Genomic DNA, 15,009 nt, shown 5'->3' with positions numbered 1-15,009 from the left:
TTGCCCTCCCCTTACAGCAACACGTCGGTCCAGAGCTCGGATGCATCCGGCTCGGCGTCGTTCTGGGCGAATTCGGCGGCGTCGGCGACGATGTCGCGAACCTCCTTGTCGACGGCTTTGAGATCGTCCTCGCTTGCCCATTTCTTGTCCAACAGCCGCACCCTGACCTGCTCGATCGGGTCATGCTCGGAGCGCATCTTCTGCACTTCTTCCTTGGAACGGTATTTTGCCGGGTCGGACATCGAGTGGCCGCGATAGCGGTAGGTCTGCATCTCGAGGATCAGCGGGCCGTTGCCGGCTCGGCACCATTCGGTGGCGACATCGGCGGCCGACTTGACGGCCCGGACGTCCATGCCGTCGACCTGCATGCCCGGGATCTTGAAGGAAGCGCCGCGATTGGAGAAATCGGTCTCGGCCGAAGAGCGCGAGACGGAAGTGCCCATGGCGTAACGGTTGTTCTCGATGATGTAGATGACCGGAAGTTTCCACAGCGAGGCCATGTTGAAGCTCTCGTAGACCTGGCCCTGGTTGGCGGCGCCGTCACCGAAATAGGTCAGCGAGACGTTCTTGTTGCCGCGGTAGCGGTTGGCGAAGGCGAGGCCGGTGCCGAGCGACACCTGGGCGCCGACGATGCCGTGGCCACCGTAGAAATGCTTCTCCTTGGAGAACATGTGCATGGAGCCGCCCTTGCCCTTGGAGAGGCCTCCGCGGCGTCCGGTCAGCTCGGCCATGACGCCGCGCGGCGACAGGTCCATGGCCAGCATATGGCCGTGATCACGATAGGCGGTGATCATCTGATCGCCGTCAATCAGCGCCATCTTCATGCCGGTGACGACGGCCTCCTGGCCGATATAGAGGTGGCAGAAGCCGCCGATGAAGCCCATGCCATAGAGCTGGCCGGCCTTCTCCTCGAAGCGGCGGATGAGCAGCATGTGCCGGTAGGCCGACAACTCCTCTTCCTTGGTGAATTCGGCTGGCTTGGGGGTGGAAAGGCCCGGCGATTTGCCGTCGGCTTTGGATTTGGACTTGGCAGGCGCTTTTCTGGCGGCGGTTGCCATGCATCACTCCCTGTTGGCGTCTCTTCGCGGACATGCGGGGAGATCGAACGTCCCCCCAACCGATTTGATCGAAGCTAACATGCAGGACAGCATTGCGCCATGCTGAAAAACGCATGGCTGACATGCATCTAAGCGGTTAGAATCGTTGGCAATAATAGCAGTTAACCGATGTTCGGTTAATTTGCCGAGGCTGGCAGCATGATGGTGATTTCGTCGGGCTGGGATAGATTGAGCGCCTTTCGGGCCTGCTCGTCAAGCATATCCTTCTCCAGCGTGCCTTCATGCAGCAGCTGGACGCGACGCTCGAAATCCATCCGGCGTGCCTTGACGACGTCGAGCTGCGCCTGCAGTTCGACGGCCTGCGCCTGCAGCCGATACTTGGAATAGATGCCGAATTCACCATGATAGGCATGGAAGCCGAAATAGGTCAGGAACAGCACGCACAGCGACGGAACGATCAGCCGGCCGGTGTTTCTCTGCTTGTGCTGACGTGTCCACATGACCCGAACCCTCTTGGTCGCGAAGCCAGCGACCGTCGAGTCTTTTTTCGCCCGATTGTGCTTAATGGACGGTTACGGAAGGGCCGATTGAGACCTGCCGAAACGAAAAGAGGCGGGAAAGCCCCGCCTCTTTCAGTATGGCAAGATGGTTGCCGGGATCAGCCCTTGACCACCGACTTGCCGGCGTAGCGCGCCTGCTTGCCGAGCTCTTCCTCGATGCGGATGAGCTGGTTGTATTTGGCCATGCGATCGGAGCGCGACAGCGAGCCGGTCTTGATCTGCCCGCAATTGGTCGCGACCGCGAGGTCGGCAATGGTCGAATCCTCGGTTTCGCCCGAGCGGTGCGACATGACGGCGGTGTAGCCCGCCTTGTGCGCGGTCTCGACCGCGTCGAGCGTCTCGGTCAGCGAGCCGATCTGGTTTACCTTCACCAGGATCGAGTTGGCGACGCCCATGCGGATGCCGTCACGCAACCGCGCCGTGTTGGTGACGAAGAGGTCGTCGCCGACCAGCTGCGTCTTCTTGCCGATGAGGTCGGTCAGGATCTTCCAGCCTTCCCAGTCGTCCTCGGCAAGGCCGTCCTCGATGGTGATGATCGGATAGTCGGAAGCGAGCTTGGCCAGGTATTTCGCCTGCGTCTTCGGATCACGGGTCTTCTTCTCGCCCTCGTAGACGTAGTTGCCGTCCTTGAAGAACTCGGTCGCGGCGCAGTCGAGGCCGAGGGCCACGTCCTCGCCCGGCTTGAACCCGGCCTGCTCGATCGATTCCATGATGAAATCGAGCGCCGAAGGCGCGCTCTTCAAATTGGGGGCAAAGCCGCCCTCGTCGCCGACATTGGTGTTGTGGCCGGCATCCTTCAGCTTCTTGCGCAGCGTGTGGAATATCTCCGAGCCCCAGCGCACGCCGTCGCGCAGCGTCGGCGCACCGACCGGCAGGATCATGAATTCCTGGAAGTCGATCGGATTGTCGGCATGAGCGCCGCCATTGATGATGTTCATCATGGGCACCGGCAGGACATGCGCCTTGGCGCCGCCGACATAGCGGTAGAGCGGCAGGCCGGCGGCTTCCGCGGCTGCCTTGGCGACCGCCAGCGACACGCCCAGGATGGCGTTGGCGCCAAGCCGGCTCTTGTTGGGGGTACCGTCGAGCTCGATCATCGTCTGGTCGATATGGATCTGGTTCTCGGCCTCCATGCCGCCAATCGCCTCGAACAACTCGCCGTTCACGGCCTCGACGGCACGTTGCACGCCCTTGCCGAGATAACGCGGCCCGCCGTCGCGCAGCTCCACCGCCTCATGGGCGCCGGTCGAAGCACCGGACGGCACCGCGGCGCGGCCCATGGAACCGTCTTCCAGCACCACGTCGACCTCGACGGTCGGATTGCCACGGCTGTCCAGGATTTCACGCCCGACTATGTCGACGATGGCGGTCATTGCGATGTCCCCGATTGTTCGATTGAAGCGTCGCGCCCCTCTTAGCCAAAGCATCGCAAAAGGCAATCGGGCGGCCGGCGAATATTGCCGGTGCTATGAGTCACGAAGCGCAAATTTCTGTCATCATAAGTCATGCGCATCGCCCACGCTTCTGATCTATGGTCGAGTCCGCGCGGGGCGAAACAGGAGGAGTTTCGCCATGTCCCAGTTGAGCGGTATCGTGAGTTTGTTTCTGATCGCGGCGGCGTTCCTGACATCCTGCGACGACCAGAAACCCCAGCAAGGCTCGGTTGAGCTGTCCACTCTCCAAGCAGCGCAGTAAATTCCAGATGTACGAAGGCCCCCGGAATTTCTGGGGGCCTTTTGATTCCAGTTTTCGCGCGGGAGTCAGTGCCAGTATGGCGTCACATTGTAATAGGCGAAGGACGCATCGCGGGCCGCTTCGCCATCCGCGCCGGTCAGTTCGTCGATCGAATACGCGGGAGCGGCCTTCAGCTGCTCCTTGTTGAAGGGCACGACGTAGCCGCCCATGTCCTTATCATAATCGAGGCTCGCCCACGGAATGGCGTGATATTTCTCTCCCATGCCGAGGAAACCGCCGAAGCCGATCACCGCGAACATGATGCCGTTCGACATCTTGTCGAGCATGACGTCCTCGATGCTGCCGATGCTGGTGCCCTCGGTGTTGTAGACCGACGTGCCGATGACGCGCGAGGCGGCAATGGCTTCGGTATGCCCGGACGGGGTAGTCATGATTTTGCTCCTCTCGATTGAATGCCTGTTGGCACAATGAGAGGAGCGAACGAAGGTTCCAGATTTTCCGCTGGCGGTCGCCGCCGAGGCGAGACCCTACTGTGCCTTCGCCACCCGATCGAACGCCATCAGCCTCTCCAGCAACGCCGGCAAATCCTTCAAAGGAACCATGTTTGGGCCATCGGAGGGGGCATTGTCCGGGTCCTGGTGCGTCTCGATGAACACGCCGGCGACGCCGACCGCCACCGCCGCACGCGCCAGCGTCTCGACAAAGCGGCGATCGCCACCGGTCGAGCCGCCCTGCCCGCCAGGCTGCTGCACCGAATGCGTGGCGTCGAAGATCACCGGCGCGCCGATTTCGGCCATGATGGGCAGCGCGCGCATGTCGGAGACCAGCGTGTTGTAGCCGAACGAGGCGCCGCGCTCGGTGACCAGCACATTGGCATTGCCGGACCCGGTGACCTTGGCCACGACATTCTTCATGTCCCATGGCGCGAGGAACTGTCCCTTCTTGACGTTCACCGCCTTGCCGGTTCGTGCCGCCGCGATCAGCAGATCGGTCTGACGGCTGAGAAAGGCCGGTATCTGCAGCACATCGACATGCGGCGCCACCAGAGCGCATTGCTCCTCGGTATGGACATCCGTCAGCACAGGCAACGCGAACGCCTTGCGCAGATCGTCGAAAACCGGGAGCGCCGCATCGAGACCTGCGCCGCGCGCGCCGCCAAGCGAGGTGCGGTTGGCCTTGTCGTAGCTGGTCTTGTAGACAAGGCCGATACCCAGTCGCCCGGTCAACTCCTTCAGCGCCCCGGCCATGTCGAAGGCATGCTGGCGCGATTCGAGCTGGCAGGGGCCGGCGATCAGCGACAGCGGAGCATCGTTGGCGAAGACGGTCGTGCCGAGACTAACAGATGCATTGGGTGCCAGGGCCTTGCTCATGGAATCTCCCGGAAGATGAAGACGGCGCCCTGCCCGGGCGCCGCCGGCACGACGATGTCGTTGCCGCTCAGGTTGTGCTCGATCGCGTTGGCTGCAAGCACGCTCGCGGCAGCGTCGGAGCTGCCGATCGAAAAAACAATGGCCGCAAAACGCAGCTCGGATGAGCTTCCGGCCGACACGCCGAAGCGCGACGTAAATGCGGCAGGCTTCAGAACGGTCAGCACCGCGTTGGGCAGTTCAATCTTGTCGCCGTTTTCCGCATCCTTGCCCGCTGCGGCCGACATCAATCCGACCTGCGCCGAAGGCCTGTCGCCGACCGCCACGATCTCGAGAATGCCAGCCACGCCATTGGCATGAGCCTGCAGGGCCGTGCGATCGATCTTCGGCGCGTTGATGCGCTGGCAGGCGAACAGGAAAGCCTCGCTCGTCTCTGTGCCTGTCGCGAATGCCAGCTTGAACGATGCCGTATCGCTTTTCCCGGCCGCGTCGGTGAAAGCGCGTGAGAAGCTCAGCATGTTTCCCGCCGACAGACCGCTCGCGACATAGCGGGCATGGTCGGCATCGGCATCAGCCGTTGCGAACACGACGGCGGAGAAGCCCTCGTCGCCAAGCCGGTCGCGGAAAAGGCGGTCGCGCGCGACAAAGACATTGCCCTCGGCTATCGCTCGCTCGGCCGTCGTTTCATCGCCTATTGCGAGCGGCTCCAGATAGGTGTCGTCGGAGAAGAACACACAGCAGTTCTCGGTTCCGAATGGATGGACGCCGGTCGGCGCGACGACGAAACCGAGAGCCGACAAGCGGTTGCGCGCAACCTCGAGGCTCCGCGTGGGCAGCACCAGATGGTCAAGCGGGTGGGCGGTAGCTTTCCTCATGCCGGCGCGGTGTGCCCTATTCCGGCCGAGGGTTCAAGCCATCCCGGAGGTTCCCTACATCCCGGCGCGCGGAACCAGCTCGAACGAGCGAAGCGCGTGGAGCGGCCGCAGCCTCAGGCGGCGGCCACCACGTCGGCCGAGTAACGCAGTTCGCGCAGCGGTTTGACCTTGATGGTCGTCTGCTCGTAGAGGGGATGCGCCTTGTAGGAAGCGAGCGCCGCCTCGTCCTCGAATTCCGCGTATACCACCACGTCGATCGCGTTGGAGAACTGATCGACTTTGGTGTTGAGCGTCACCTCGAACAGCTTCGAATGCGGTATCTTGCCCAGTTCCTGAAGGCCTGTCCGTACGGCCTCGACATCCTCCTTGCGCCGGGCGCTGAAGAAAACGATGTGCCGGATCAACCCAGCCTCCTTCATTGTCGCTTTGGGCGTGTTTTGTGCGAGCCGATGTGTTGCGTCAACCGGCAACGATGTCGCGCTCGCGGTCCGGCGGCACTCGAGTCTCAGACGAATCCGGTAACATAGCGCACGATGCGCGACATCTCCCTGACCGTCGCGTCAAGATAGTCGCCCTGATTGTAGAGGCCATCCCAGATCAGGAAGAACGTGAGGCCGACGATGACGATCACATAACGCATGGCTGAAACTATCGCATGTGCCCGGCCCGAACCAGTGTGGGTTTGCGGCAATTGTTTCAGTTCACCGCTTTTTCAACGATCGGATTTACCGGCCGATAATGCCGTGTTGATCACGACAAGATTATGCGCTGGCGCGGAAAGACGCCAGTCAGCCCTTGTCGTTGTCGCCCTGGGTGATCAGTCGGGCGCTGCGCTGGCCGGTGAAATAGATCCACAGCCAGCTGAGCGAGACCGCGAGCCGGTTGCGGAAGCCGATCAGGAAGTAGATGTGGGCGATGCCCCAAAGCCACCAGGCGAGCCAGCCGGTGAGCTTGATCCAGCCGAAGTCGATTGCGGCGGCGCGCTTGCCGATTGTTGCCAGGTCGCCATCATGCCGGTAGCGGAAAGGGCGAGATGTCGTATCGCCGCCCAGCCGCGCCTTGATGGTTGCCGCGACATGTCGGCCCGCCTGCTTGGCGGCAGGCGCCACGCCCGGCACCGGCTTTCCGTCCTGCCGCAACAGATGCGCCGTGTCGCCGATGACGAAGATGTCGGGACTGCCCGGCACGGTGAGATCGGGTTCGACCAGCACCCTGCCCGCCCGGTCGGCCGCAACGCCCAGCCATTCGGCTGCCGGCGAGGCGGCGACGCCTGCTGCCCACAGGATAGTCTTTGCGGGCAGATGTGTATCGCCGAAGACGACGCCCTCGGCGTCCAGATGCGTGACGGCGCGGCCTAGCTCGATGGTTACGCCGAGCCCCTCGAGTGACCTCTGTGCGTATGCAGACAGGTCCGGCGCGAAATTGGCAAGGATGCGGTCGCCGGCTTCGATCAGCACCACCCGAGCCTGCCGCGTGTCGATGTTGCGGAATTCGTCACGCAGCGTGTCATGCGCAAGCTCGGCGATGGTGCCGGCCAGTTCCACGCCGGTCGGCCCACCGCCGATGATGACCAGGGTCAGCAAGGCTTGGCGTTTGGCCGGGTCATCCTCGCGCTCGGCCTGCTCGAAGGCGAGCAGGATGCGGCGCCGGACCGTGGTGGCATCTTCCAGCGTCTTCAGCCCAGGCGCGAACGGCTCCCATTCATCGTGACCAAAATAGGCGTGCCGCGCACCGGTGGCGAGCACCAGCGTGTCATAAGCGATGGCGCTGCCATCCTGAAGCAGCACGCGCTTGGCCTGGCGGTCGACACCGACGACGGTGCCGAGCAATGTGGTCACGTCCTGGCGTTTGCGCAGCAGGTGGCGGATCGGCCAGGCAATCTCGGACGTTGCCAGCGATGTGGTCGCCACCTGGTAAAGCAGAGGCTGGAACAGATGATGGTTACGCCTGTCGATCATCGTTATGCGGACCGCCGCACCCGCCAAAGCGCGGGTAAGTTCGAGACCGCCGAACCCTGCGCCGACGACAACTACATGATGGCTGGCTTCCTTCATTCGTCCACCTCGCCAAACCGATTACCGCCCCGTGATGTAAGCATTTTTGTGCATTGGAGCAACGTTGCCGCCGGCCATTCTACTGCCCGGGAGTCGTCGCCCGGTGTCGTGAACGAACATGCCGCCCTAGGTTGTCCGGGATAGCGTGGAGCGCAATGACAGGGAGTGAACGCATGGCTGACAATCGCGACGACGAAGGCCCGGCACAATATGCCTCGCCGCCTTGCTTCATGCACGAACTCGATCCGGCATATCAGATGCCGCTGTCCGACTGGGCCGATGTGAAGCGATGGCGCAAGGCGGAGCGCGAAAGGCTCATCGGCACCCGGCTTGCAGTTTCCGCCGACGCCCGCTCAGCAATGTCGATGCGCATTGCCGAGGGCCTCGACGCTCTGATCGGCGACGTTTCGGGCCGCATGGTCAGTCTCTATTGGCCGTTCCGCGGCGAACCGGATCTGCGCGCCTGGATGGCTTCGGTCAACGCGCGCGGCGGCCGCACGGCGCTGCCCGTCGTCATCGAGAAGGGACGCCCTCTGGTGTTTCGCGCCTACGTCCCGGGCGACCGGCTGGAAAAAGGCGTCTGGAACATCCCGATCCCGGCCGCAGGCGATCCGGTGCTGCCGGACATCGTGATCTCGCCGATCGTCGGCATCGACCCAGGCAACTACCGGCTCGGCTACGGCGGCGGCTTCTTCGACCGCACGCTGGCCGCCATGCCGTTCCGGCCGCTGGTGATCGGCGTCGGCTACGAATTGCAGCGAATCCCCACCATTTACCCGCAGCCCCACGACATCCCCATGACCACGGTGGTGACCGAGGCGGCGGGGAACAATGGCGGCTAGCCCGGCTCAGCTCATAGAGTGGCTCACCCGCTCAAGGTTCTTCTTCTTAGGCGATTCCGCACCGAGAATCGCGACGGACGCTTTCTGGAATTGCTCTAAGCCATCTCTGGCTTCAAACCCAGCGCGGTGCGGTCGACGATCTCGCGCAAGGCGAAGGACGAATTGATCTTCGTCACATGCGGCATCGCCGACAGCCATTCCTTGTGGATGCGCTCGTAGTCGACGAGGTCCTTGGCGGCGATGCGCAGGATGTAGTCGTATTCGCCCGACATCAGATGGCAGGAGAGCACGTTCGGGCAGCGCTTGATCGCCGCCTCGAAATCCGACAGCGTCTTCTCGAATTGGCCCGACAGCGATATGTGCACGATCGCCGTCATCTGATGGCCAAGCGCGGCGTTTGAGAGACGCGCGTGGTAGCCGCGGATGGTCCCGGATTTCTCCAGATTGTCGAGCCTGCGCGAGCAGGCCGATTGCGAAAGCCCGACCTTCTCCGCGAGCGCCGCATTGGGTATGCGCCCATCCTTCTGCAAAGTCTCCAGAATGGCGATATCAATCCTATCGAGCGGCATTTTTCGTGATTCCTGCGAAGAACTTTCCATTTTGCGCAACGATTATCGAAGCCGGCCGCAGGGCGCAAGCGCATTCGCAAACACCTGCGCAACGATTCGTGGTTCACTTGGTGCTGACAGGGAACGAGCCCCAGCGGGCCGTATCAGGAGAAGAAAAATGCGCGTCGGATGCCCCAAGGAAATCAAGAACCACGAATACCGCGTCGGCCTGACGCCCGGCTCGGTCCGCGAATATGTGGCGCATGGCCATGAAGTGCTGGTCGAGACAGGCGCGGGCGCCGGCATCGGCGCCGACGACAATGCCTATCGCTCCGCAGGCGCCGCGATTGCCAAGACCGCAGCCGACGTGTTCGCCAAGTCGGATATGATCGTCAAGGTCAAGGAGCCGCAGCCCAACGAGTGGGTCCAGTTGCGCGACGGCCAGATCCTCTACACCTATCTTCACCTCGCTCCGGATCCGGATCAGACCAAGGGTCTGCTCGCTTCCGGCGTCACCGCGATCGCATATGAGACGGTCACCGACGATCGCGGCGGCCTGCCGCTGCTGGCGCCGATGTCGGAAGTCGCCGGCCGTCTGTCGATCCAGGCCGGCGCGACCGCGCTGCAGAAGGCCAATGGCGGCCGCGGCGTGCTGCTCGGCGGCGTGCCCGGCGTCCTGCCCGGAAAAGTCACCGTGCTGGGTGGCGGCGTCGTCGGCCTGCATGCTGCCAAGATGGCCGTCGGCCTTGGCGCCGACGTCACCATCATCGACCGTTCGATCCCGCGCCTGCGCCAGCTCGACGACATCTTCGCCGGCCGCGTTCACACCCGCTATTCGACCGTCGAGGCGCTGGAAGAAGAATGCTTCTCGGCCGACATCGTCGTCGGCGCCGTGCTGATCCCGGGTGCTGCGGCGCCGAAGCTCGTCACCCGCGAAATGCTCTCCGGCATGAAGAAGGGGGCAGTCCTCGTCGACGTCGCCATCGACCAGGGCGGCTGCTTCGAGACCTCGCACACCACCACCCATGCCGATCCCACCTACGAGGTCGACGGCGTCATCCACTACTGCGTCGCCAACATGCCCGGCGCGGTGCCGGTCACCTCGGCGCATGCGCTCAACAATGCGACGCTGCATCATGGCCTGCAGCTTGCCGACAAAGGCCTCAAGGCGCTCGTCGACGACCACCACTTGCGCAACGGCCTCAATGTCCACAAGGGCAAGATCACCAACCGCGCCGTTGCCGAGGCGCTCGGCTACGAAATGGTCGAGCCGAAGGCCGTGCTCGCCGCCTGATTCCCCACAAAGAGCTTCCTCCCGTCTCGCCCGCCGGTTCGTTCCGGCGGGCTTTTCTTTGCCCGGCTGAATTCCAAGCCGGCTGAATTCCACGGAAGTGTGCAGCGGGTTTCCATCTGCAGCTACGCAGCGCTGTGCAAAAGAAAAGCGCAAAACAAAAAAGCGGAGCCGGGGCCCCGCTTCCTCGATGTTGCGACATGCCGCCGGTCCATCCGCGGTCGGCAATCGATCAACCAGTCCCATTTAGCGTGATTGTACGACAGGAATACGACAGGTTCGTCTTTGGTCAGCTCCCACAGCGCCAGGCAAACAGGAAGAGCCCGTGTGTGAAATACTTCACATTCGGCACCTGAAAGCCATGCTCAGAGTGATGCGGCTCCCTGACGGCTTCAGCCGCTTCGCAATGCCGGACAACACCGGACTGCTAGAGCATGATGCCGAAAAGTGTGAGGCGGTTTTCGGGCGACATCATGCTCTATCTCCTTGATTTAGAGCCGGATTCAGATTTCCGGTCGATTCGACCTGAAATCATCCGGCTCTAGCGGCTATTGCCGACGGCTTCTGTCACAGACTTCTTCCCAACGGCCCGCCAGACCATCGGCGGGCTTCTTTTTTTCCGGCCCTCATGCCCGATCGATGCGGCATTGGTAGCAATTGTTGCGCGCCGAGCGGACATGGATGTAGGCGATGTCGTCGCGCTCGAACAACCTCTCGGAGCGTGCCGCAATGTCGCTGGTCGGGCCGACTCCGCCACTGCCGTAGACGATGCGGTCGTCCCTGCCGTAGCCTCGCACGATGTAGTCGCTGCTTTCGAGCATTTCCGGCAGCGCATCCACTTCCGCAGCAGCTTCGCATTCGTGCGCATGCAAGAAGATCGGCCCGGTCTCGGCGTAAGGCTGAAGCCGGGGGAATGGCCGATAGGCGAGAATGAGGTAGCGCTCGCCCGCGGCAACGTTCTTCAGGCAATGCCGGCATGGCACGCCGTCGCCGTCGGAAATCCTTCGTTCCGGCGCGAGGCCATAGGCGTCTGGCCCTCCCCGTTGCAGGCTGCGCACGGCTTCGGTCGGCAGGGCTTTGAACTGGATGCTCATGGCTAATCTCCGGAGACGATGACCGCAAGCTACGCCGCGGTAGCGGCGCGTCCCACCCGATTCTTGCCAACAGGAAAGGCCCGGTCTCGTCGAAACCGGGCCCTGATGCGGATTGGAAAATCCTGTGCTGGCAGGAAATATTCGAAGCGGCCGCCGATGAGCGGCGAGTTTAAGAATTGCTAAGGTCTCATCACGCTTGCCGAGCGCTCGGCAAAGGTCAGCGGATGCACGACTTCCTTCTTCTGCGCCACCGGCTGAAAGCCGAGCTTCTGGTAAAGGGGCAGCGCCGCCGGATGGTCAAGCGTGCAAGTCTGCACCGTCACTCGCTTCGGCCCATACGCCCAAGCGGCGGAAATTGCCGCACCCAGGAACCATCGCCCGATGCCTTGGCCGTGCGCGTGTTCCATCATTCCGAAATAGGCGAGTTCCACCTCCTCCGGTAGATGCGGCTTGAGGTCGAAGAAGCCGGCTGGAGACCCGTCGAGATAGAGCACCCTGATGTCCCGATCCTCGCGATGCAGCCCGGCTGCCAGCTCCTCGTCGCTTAGCCGCAGCACATTGACCCAATGCCATTTGCGCCCGACGCGATCCATCAGGTAGCGGTAGAAATGCAGCGGGATTTCCCTGGTCTTCAGCAGCGCGATCTGGCGGTTGTACGGTAGCGGCGGCGACGCCGCCGGCGGCACATGCATTTCAAGGAATGTGACCGTGACCTCGATATCCTTCAGCGAGCCGGTTTCCATCCTGGTCATTCCTTGCCCGTCACCACGGGCGTATCGCTCAGGCCACCCCATTCGGTCCACGCGCCATCATAGAGCTTGTTGTCCGTATGGCCGAGCGTCTCAAGCGCCAGCGTGATCGCCGCGGCGGTGATGCCCGACCCGCATGACGTGACGACCGGTTTCGACAGATCGATGCCGGCGTCCTCGATCAGCTTGCGCAAGCGGGCCCGGGGCAGCATTTCTCCATTTTCGGATAGCGACCCAACAGGGATATTGCGCGCGCCCGGCATGTGGCCGGAACGGATTCCGGCGCGCGGTTCGGGCTCGGTGCCGGCGAAACGGCCGGCCGAGCGGGCATCGGCGATCTGGCTTTCGCGGCCGTCGACGATCTTGCGCATCTCGGCCAGGCTGACGACGCGGCCGGCATCGAAATCGGCGTGGAAGATGCAGGGCGCTATTCGGGTCTGCTCCGCCGTCACCGGCCGCCCTTCCGCCTTCCAGCGGTCGAAACCGCCGTTCAGGATATAGACCTGGAAGACGCCCATGACCCTGAACATCCACCAGGCGCGTGGCGCCGAAAACAGGCCCGGTCCGTCATAGATCACGATGGTGTCGTCGGCGGAAACGCCCATGGACCCGACATATTGCGCGAAATATTGGGGCGAGGCCAGCGTATGCGGCAACTTGGAATCCGGGTCCGAGATGTCGTCCTGGTCCAGGAAGCGGGCGCCGGGAATGTGAGCGGCGTCATATTCGGCGCGCGCGTTGCGGTTCTGCGCCGGCAGGTACCAGGACGCATCGATGATGGTGAGCCCAGGCTCGCCCAGCCGCTTCTCGAGCCAGTCCGCGTCGACGATGAAAGGACTATCCTCAGCCATGTTATGCTCCCTTCCGCCTCTCGCTATTCGCCCGTTTCGTCGTCAGTTCGCTGGCATCGGCCCGAAGCGGATGCGGAAGCGCCGGTTCTCGCGACCCTTCTTCTCGATCTTGCCGATGTGAATCTCGCCGACCTCGCCGGTGCTCTTCACATGGGTGCCGCCGCATGGCTGGCTGTCGATCGAGGCATTGTCGCCGATGCAAACCAGGCGGATCTTGCCGATCCCGACCGGCGGCCGCACGTTCTTTGATTTGACCAGACCCGGATTCGCCGCCAGTTCCTCATCGGTGATCAGGCGCGTGAAGATGGGATGGTCGGAGCGCACCAGTTCCATCAGTTGCGCGGTCACATCCTCCTTGCTGAAGCCGGCATCGGGAATATCGAAGTCGACGCGGCTGTCATCCTCGGCGACGGCGGCCCCGGTTATCGGAAACGGGCACACCACGGTAAGCAGATGACAGGCGGAATGCATGCGCATCAAAAGATGCCGCCGTTCCCAGTCGACGGCCAGTCTCAGCTTTTCACCAAGTGCAGGCAGCACCTGCTCAGGCGCGGGCACATGGATGATCTCATCCTTGGTCTCGCCGGTTATGGTGGCAGCGATCGCGATGCGATTGCCGTCGGCGCGTTCGAACACGCCGGTATCGCCGGGCTGTCCGCCCGATGTGGCATAGAAGATCGACCGGTCGAGAAGGATGCCGCCGCGATCATTGATGGCGACGACCTGCGCCTCCGCCGTCCTCAGATAGGCATCGTCCCGGAACAGCGCTTCGGTCCGCTGCGCCATTACGCCACCTTTTCGAACGGCACCGGGATGTCGGCTTTCTCTTCCATCCAGTCCGGCACCGGCAGGTTCTTGCCGCGCAGGAACTCTGGATTGAACAGCTTCGACTGGTAGCGCGTGCCGTAGTCCGCCAGGATTGTCACGATGGTGTGGCCGGCTCCAAGCTCGCGCGCCAGCCTGATCGCGCCGGCGATGTTGATGCCGGTCGAGCCGCCGACGCAGAGCCCCTCCTCCTGGATCAGGTCGAAGACGATCGGCAGCGCCTCTTCGTCCGGGATCTGGAAAGAGAAGTCCGGCGTGAAACCTTCGAGGTTGGCGGTGATGCGGCCCTGGCCGATGCCTTCGGTGATCGAGCTGCCCTCGGCCTTCAATTCGCCGCTGGTGTAAAAACTGTAGAGGGCGGCGCCCAGCGGATCGGCGAGCGCGATCTTGACTTGCCTGCTCTTGCTCTTCAGCCCGATCGCGACGCCGGCGAGTGTTCCGCCCGAGCCGACCGCCGACACGAAGCCATCGACCTTGCCGCCGGTCTGGGCCCAGATCTCCTCCGCCGTGGTGCGGATATGGCCGTCGCGGTTGGCGACGTTGTCGAACTGGTTCGCCCAGATCGCTCCGTTCGGCTCCGATAACGCCATTTGCTGGGCGAGCCGGCCCGACAGCTTCACGTAGTTGTTGGGGTTTTTGTAGGGCACGGCCGGCACCTCGATCAGTTCGGCGCCCAGAAGCTTGATCGTGTCCTTCTTCTCCTGGCTCTGGGTATCGGGAATGACGATCACGGTGCGGTAGCCGAGCGCCTTTGCGACGAGCGTCAGCCCGATGCCGGTGTTGCCGGCAGTCCCTTCGACGATGACGCCGCCGGGCCTGAGCAAGCCGCGCTGCTCGGCATCGCGGATGATGAAAAGGCCGGCCCGATCCTTGACCGATTGTCCAGGATTCATGAACTCGGCTTTGCCCAGGATCTCGCATCCGGTCGCTTCCGAGGCCTTGTTGAGCCGGATCAGGGGCGTATTGCCGATCGCGTCGATCACAGAACGGGGCATCGAGGATTCCTTGTTTGGCCGCGGCGAGACCCTAGAAACCCGAAGCTGCGGTTTCAAGGCAAGATTTTGCCTGGTCCAGTCGCATTCCAAGCACTGCAACGCTTGTTGACCGCTCCTGCCATTCTCTCATGCATTTCAGCAATGCGGCCAGAAGCGCTCTTTTCATTCTATTTCTTCGCCGCTAGAGCACTACCGAAATATTCGC

General features: G+C 62.7%; 18 protein-coding genes. 3 read left to right on the top strand and 15 right to left on the bottom strand.

Annotated features, from left to right (window positions below; all coding sequences use genetic code 11):
* Nucleotides 1-11: 11 nt before the first annotated feature.
* The 3 genes from pdhA to eno form a co-directional block, all read right to left on the bottom strand.
* On the bottom strand, nt 12-1,058 hold the full coding sequence (pdhA, locus tag EJ074_RS02725; RefSeq protein ID WP_095807445.1) for a pyruvate dehydrogenase (acetyl-transferring) E1 component subunit alpha: 1,047 nt from the start codon (nt 1,056-1,058) through the stop codon (nt 12-14).
* A gap of 176 nt (nt 1,059-1,234) precedes the next feature.
* Nucleotides 1,235-1,558 (bottom strand): septum formation initiator family protein, encoded by a 324-nt coding sequence (locus EJ074_RS02720; RefSeq protein WP_095807446.1) that lies wholly within the window; start codon nt 1,556-1,558, stop codon nt 1,235-1,237.
* Nucleotides 1,559-1,716: 158 nt separating this feature from the next.
* Entirely contained in the window at nt 1,717-2,991 is a 1,275-nt protein-coding gene (gene eno / locus EJ074_RS02715; RefSeq protein ID WP_095807447.1) for a phosphopyruvate hydratase, read from the bottom strand.
* 199 nt (nt 2,992-3,190) lie between these two features.
* On the opposite strand from eno, the gene EJ074_RS30530 reads away from it, so the two are divergent.
* Nucleotides 3,191-3,313 carry a hypothetical protein gene (locus tag EJ074_RS30530; protein WP_280952452.1) on the top strand — a complete coding sequence of 41 codons (123 nt, stop codon included), beginning with the start codon at nt 3,191-3,193 and terminating at the stop codon, nt 3,311-3,313.
* A gap of 65 nt (nt 3,314-3,378) precedes the next feature.
* On the opposite strand, the gene EJ074_RS02710 is transcribed toward EJ074_RS30530, so the two are convergent.
* The 6 genes from EJ074_RS02710 to EJ074_RS02690 all read right to left on the bottom strand — a co-directional run bounded on the left by EJ074_RS02710 (nt 3,379) and on the right by EJ074_RS02690 (nt 7,609).
* A complete protein-coding gene (locus EJ074_RS02710; RefSeq protein WP_095807448.1) occupies nt 3,379-3,744 on the bottom strand; it encodes a PRC-barrel domain-containing protein in 366 nt (121 codons plus the stop codon).
* A 96-nt stretch (nt 3,745-3,840) separates the two neighbouring features.
* On the bottom strand, nt 3,841-4,683 hold the full coding sequence (gene kdsA, locus EJ074_RS02705) for a 3-deoxy-8-phosphooctulonate synthase (protein WP_095807449.1): 843 nt from the start codon (nt 4,681-4,683) through the stop codon (nt 3,841-3,843).
* Nucleotides 4,680-5,555 (bottom strand): VOC family protein, encoded by an 876-nt coding sequence (locus EJ074_RS02700; RefSeq protein WP_095807450.1) that lies wholly within the window; start codon nt 5,553-5,555, stop codon nt 4,680-4,682. The genes kdsA and EJ074_RS02700 overlap by 4 nt, the downstream gene beginning before the upstream one ends.
* Nucleotides 5,556-5,668: 113 nt before the next feature.
* Nucleotides 5,669-5,959 (bottom strand): Dabb family protein, encoded by a 291-nt coding sequence (locus EJ074_RS02695; RefSeq protein WP_095807506.1) that lies wholly within the window; start codon nt 5,957-5,959, stop codon nt 5,669-5,671.
* Between the two features lie 101 nt (nt 5,960-6,060).
* A complete protein-coding gene (locus EJ074_RS30525; protein WP_280952453.1) occupies nt 6,061-6,195 on the bottom strand; it encodes a hypothetical protein in 135 nt (44 codons plus the stop codon).
* A gap of 148 nt (nt 6,196-6,343) precedes the next feature.
* Nucleotides 6,344-7,609, bottom strand: a complete 1,266-nt coding sequence (locus EJ074_RS02690) for an NAD(P)/FAD-dependent oxidoreductase (RefSeq protein ID WP_129552757.1) — start codon at nt 7,607-7,609, stop codon at nt 6,344-6,346.
* Nucleotides 7,610-7,782: 173 nt separating this feature from the next.
* Between EJ074_RS02690 and EJ074_RS02685 the strand changes: the two genes are divergently transcribed.
* Nucleotides 7,783-8,451, top strand: a complete 669-nt coding sequence (locus tag EJ074_RS02685; protein WP_095807452.1) for a 5-formyltetrahydrofolate cyclo-ligase — start codon at nt 7,783-7,785, stop codon at nt 8,449-8,451.
* Between the two features lie 95 nt (nt 8,452-8,546).
* On the opposite strand, the gene EJ074_RS02680 is transcribed toward EJ074_RS02685, so the two are convergent.
* Nucleotides 8,547-9,020 carry an Lrp/AsnC family transcriptional regulator gene (locus tag EJ074_RS02680; protein ID WP_095807507.1) on the bottom strand — a complete coding sequence of 158 codons (474 nt, stop codon included), beginning with the start codon at nt 9,018-9,020 and terminating at the stop codon, nt 8,547-8,549.
* 157 nt (nt 9,021-9,177) lie between these two features.
* On the opposite strand from EJ074_RS02680, the gene ald reads away from it, so the two are divergent.
* Nucleotides 9,178-10,293, top strand: coding sequence for an alanine dehydrogenase (gene ald, locus EJ074_RS02675; protein WP_095807453.1), 1,116 nt, complete (start codon nt 9,178-9,180; stop codon nt 10,291-10,293).
* 623 nt (nt 10,294-10,916) lie between these two features.
* On the opposite strand, the gene EJ074_RS02670 is transcribed toward ald, so the two are convergent.
* From EJ074_RS02670 to EJ074_RS02650, 5 genes are all read right to left on the bottom strand, one after another.
* Nucleotides 10,917-11,384, bottom strand: a complete 468-nt coding sequence (locus tag EJ074_RS02670; protein ID WP_095807454.1) for a DUF1203 domain-containing protein — start codon at nt 11,382-11,384, stop codon at nt 10,917-10,919.
* A gap of 179 nt (nt 11,385-11,563) precedes the next feature.
* Nucleotides 11,564-12,127, bottom strand: a complete 564-nt coding sequence (locus EJ074_RS02665; protein ID WP_095807508.1) for a GNAT family N-acetyltransferase — start codon at nt 12,125-12,127, stop codon at nt 11,564-11,566.
* A 5-nt stretch (nt 12,128-12,132) separates the two neighbouring features.
* Nucleotides 12,133-12,984, bottom strand: a complete 852-nt coding sequence (gene sseA, locus EJ074_RS02660) for a 3-mercaptopyruvate sulfurtransferase (protein ID WP_095807455.1) — start codon at nt 12,982-12,984, stop codon at nt 12,133-12,135.
* Between the two features lie 42 nt (nt 12,985-13,026).
* On the bottom strand, nt 13,027-13,770 hold the full coding sequence (locus EJ074_RS02655; protein ID WP_095807456.1) for an alanyl-tRNA editing protein: 744 nt from the start codon (nt 13,768-13,770) through the stop codon (nt 13,027-13,029).
* Nucleotides 13,770-14,804 carry a cysteine synthase A gene (locus tag EJ074_RS02650; protein ID WP_095807457.1) on the bottom strand — a complete coding sequence of 345 codons (1,035 nt, stop codon included), beginning with the start codon at nt 14,802-14,804 and terminating at the stop codon, nt 13,770-13,772. Before EJ074_RS02650 ends, EJ074_RS02655 begins: the two co-directional genes overlap by 1 nt.
* Nucleotides 14,805-15,009 lie beyond the last annotated feature (205 nt).

Source organism: Mesorhizobium sp. M3A.F.Ca.ET.080.04.2.1, from assembly GCF_003952525.1.
Taxonomy (GTDB): Bacteria; Pseudomonadota; Alphaproteobacteria; order Rhizobiales; family Rhizobiaceae; genus Mesorhizobium.
The sequence above is the reverse complement of the archived record's forward strand: the minus strand, read 5'-3'. Positions and strand labels throughout refer to the sequence as shown.